The 4,256-nt window shown below is 28.8% G+C and carries 1 protein-coding gene; it reads right to left on the reverse strand.

Annotation, left to right across the window (positions count from 1 at the left end; translation table 11 throughout):
- Positions 1–3,315: Rib/alpha-like domain-containing protein (locus RWN11_RS07345; RefSeq protein WP_314161085.1), on the reverse strand; the 3,315-nt coding region annotated here is incomplete at its 3' end.
- Positions 3,316–4,256 lie beyond the last annotated feature (941 nt).

Here is a 4,256-nt window from a genome sequence, read left to right on the forward strand (position 1 = left end):
TACAGGCGTTGACGGCTGAGTTGAGTCACCTTGTTTCCCTGATGCCTCTGGTTGTGCCGGCGTTCCTGGTTGTACTGGTTGCCCCTCTTTTCCTGAGGCTTCTGGTTTTACAGGCGTTGACGGCTGAGTTGAGTCACCTTGTTTCCCTGATGCCTCTGGTTGTACTGGTTTCTCTTGTTTCTCTGGAACTGATGGCTTCTCTTCTTTTGTCCCTCTTACTATAATTTTATCTATTTTTTCCTTGTTCTCTACAGTTATTTTTTCTATAACTTCTCCCGTCGTATTATTTAAAATATACGTCGTTGTCGTAATATTTTTACCATCTTCTCCTTCTGTTTTTACAAACTCTTTACCTTTATCTAACAAAGCATCTTCTTCATAAACAACTTCCCTTGGAATTGTAGTTTCTTTTATTTTTGTCTTAATTCCTTTTGTTATAACTGTATTTACAGCATCTGTTCTTGCTGAAGTTCTACTTATTTCTTCTACAGTATTCGTCTTTTTATTTAATCTTGATTTTATAGTTGTAACAACTTTACCATCTTTTCCAGTAAATTCACTGATATAACCATAATCTTTTGTTTCATCACCAGTGTAAGTTACTTTTAATGGAAGCTTTTCTTCTTTAGTTGTTGTAATTATTTCTCCATACAAAGCTTTAACATTCACGTTTACATCTACTAAATCAAAACTGTCATCATTATATACTACTTTTACTCTTCCCTCTTTATTTCCAGAACTTGAAGTACTTGCTTCAGTTTCCCATATAATTTTTTTTATAGGTAGAGTATTTTTCTCAATAAATAATTCCGCGTTAGGCTTATCTCCTTCATAAAGTTCATAAGATTTCTTAATTGGTTCATAATAATCTTTTTGGGTTTTATTTAAAATAGATGAAGCTTCACTTATTTCTTTTTCCAAATTAGCAAATTTATTTTTTTCTTCCACTAATTTATCGTAAGTTTCTATTCCGTCTAAATTCCCCTTAACTTCTTTTAAAAGATTATTATAGTTATTCAACAATTCATCTTTTTGACCATTAAACTCAGTTACTACTTCTACTGGTTTTAATGAAGTATCTGTATTTTTAAACATTTCCAATTTATTCGTAGTTTTTGCTATCTCATCTGTCAATAAAGTTTTATCTAATTTTAAGCCACTAACAGACGTTTTATATTCTTCTAACAATATTTCCAATTCTTTAGTTAAAGCTTTTATATCTGATTGTTTGGCACTACTATTTTTTAACAATTCTTCAACTTTTTGCAGTTTAGTGTCTAATTCTACTTTTTTTGCATTATAACGATTTTTTGTTTCCACAGTTTTATGCTCTGTGTCTACTTTCTTCTCTTTCTCACCAGATGCTTTTTGTTTAATAGCTTTTAACTCCTCAAAATTTGGTAATACTTTTACTACTACATTTATATTAGGATTTACCGTTTTTCCTAGATAACTAATTGTTACTGGTAAAACATGATTTACCGCTGTCGGTTGAATTTCATCAGGAATATTTATATTCAATGTTGCTGTATTAGGTAAATTGTCTAAATTTAATTTTTTTAATACTTCTTCTCTTGATATTTTATTTAACGCTAATATTTCTACTGGATTTTGATCTTTCAATGAAATTTTTATATTCTCATTTACTATTTTTCTTACTTCTTCATCCGTTGGCTCTGCTATTTTTAAGTTTTTCAGTATTAGATTTTCTTTCCCTTTACCGTTTACTCTAGTTCTTTCACCTATATTAAAATTATCATCATCATTCAACATTGCTGTGAAATAAGCATTAGAACTATGTTCTCCTCCCTCTATGTAGGTCATAACATCTTTATCATTATATAATAATCCTACTAAACTATCTCCCCTCATTCCATAATGTTTAATTTTTCCTTGTTTTGCTAATTCCTTACTTAAAATACTTTTCTTATATAAATCACCATTTGTTCTCGAAGCATTGATTTTTGGAGCATTAAACGTTGTAGCTTTTTTAAAAACATTATTGTAAAAGTTTATATATTTTTTAGCCGCAGAATCAATCCAATACCCATTTTCCTCATTAGCTAACCTATTTAGCTTGACTACAGCACGTTGAGTCAAATATCCTCCTAAAGAATGTCCCGTAATATAAAAATTCTTAATGTCTTCTCTTATACCTATCTCTTTTATTATTTCTTCTATTTCTTGACCTTGCTTTGGATCTTGTCCTACTGCAATAACCCCGTCATTAGTAACATCCGCACCACCCTTAGTTCCTCTTATCGCAAGAACATGAACTAAGCCGCCTGGTAAAATCGGCAACGCACTTTTACTTTTAAATAATACTGCATCAAGTCCACTTGCATTATGATAAGTCTTATCGATTTCCCAATATGGAGAAAACTCATTATGTATAAGTTCATACACGTTTCTGGCTTTTGGATCATCTGCTACAGCATTATCAGTCTTAGTCCACTTATAATCTTTATTTAAAACTTTTTTAATATACTCATCATCACGATATACTAATTTCATAAACATAGCCATATCTCGATCCGTTACATACCACTTGAAATTATCGTCATCCCCTGATTTACTTAAATTACTTTGATCATGATCTGTAATTCCATCACCATCGGTATCTTTTAAAAATGGATGTCCATAATATCCATAGTAAGTCTTTCCAGCTTTTTCATAAATATAAATTTCACTACCATTTTTTGCACTATCTCCATCCTTATCTTCATTTGCTTTTAATGGCGTTTTTCCAAAAAGTAAATTATCAATTCTACCATCTTCTGTCGTTATTAAACCTTTTGAGATTTTCACAAAATCATCATCAGTTGCAAATCTCTTTGCAGATTCTCGTTCTAATTCCGTTGATCTTTTTCTTCTAGTTTTAGGTTTCTCTTCCGCAGCTTTTTCTATAGAACTTTTCTCTTCTACTGAATTATTTTTCCCTTTGATTCCAGAAACAGACTTTTCTTGAATAGCTTTCTCTTCCGCTAAATTATTTTTCTCTTTAGTCCCTGAACCAGGCTTTTCTTGAGTGGTTTTTTCTTCTACTAAATTGTTTTCTTCACCTGGTGTTGAAGCAGTTTTTTCTATGTCTTTTGGTTTTTCTGTTACGATTGCTTCACTCTTATATGTTTCTTTTGTTTTTTCCTTTTCTATAATAGTGTTATTTTCTTTATGTATATTTTCACTAGTATTTGCTTCATTTGCTAAAGCTGGTGATGCTAAAAATATAAAAGCTCCTACTAATACTGAAAATGTTCCAACACTAAATTTCTTAATAGAATATTTTAATACTCTTTTTTGGTCTTTATTTGCCATGGGTACTCCTTACTATTATAATTTTTTTATACTAGATTGACAGATAAACATAAAAAATAAAATCAATAAATCTAGTTTTTATATCAATGCCTACAAGATACGAAAAAAATCAAAAATATATATTTGATATATGAGGTTGAACTAAAACTCCTAAATATTTAAAAAAATTTATATAAAAACTTATAAGCACAATAGCTTATTAATATCTAACTTCGCTTTATAAAAACTTTTTAGATATCTAATAAATTTTATAAGACAGAACCGACAACATCAATTTCTCTGAAATCATGATTTTTGAGCCACTCCCATCTAATATGCTATATTATAAGCTAGATTACTCTAACAAATTTTACTAAATATAACTATACTTATTAGAAATTTTCATGAAAATACATTACGATCATTTCATACTCATTTCCCTATTAAATAAAATAACTTCTGCAAAATAAAATTAATAAACTATTGAAAAATAAAAGATATATAATTAATTATATATTTTTTCATCAAACCCAATTCCCTTATCTATAACAATGTCCATTTTTCTTTTAAATGGATTATATCCCTTAAACTCTATTTTAGAATTTTAATATTTATTTGTCAAGAATTTATAACAAATACTGTCTCTGTTCAAAATCACAATATTATTATATTTACACCATAAATTCGTTCCTGATAAATAAAATTATAAATAATAAAATACAAAACTATCTACTATGACGCTGAGCAAAAAGTCTCAAATTTTATGAACATAACAGTTTATCAATATCTAAATTCGCTTTATGAAGGTCTTTTTGATATATAAACCCTCCTTATAACAAAACTTTTAGATATCTAATAAAGATAGTGTATAATATTTTGTGTAAACAGAAAAGTCAAGAGAAGTTGGAAAAAAAGACATAGAAAAAAGAGACTCCTAGGTGTAAAATAAAGTTAACGACAAC

It is taken from the genome of uncultured Gemella sp. (assembly GCF_963519265.1).
Lineage (GTDB): Bacteria > Bacillota > Bacilli > Staphylococcales > Gemellaceae > Gemella.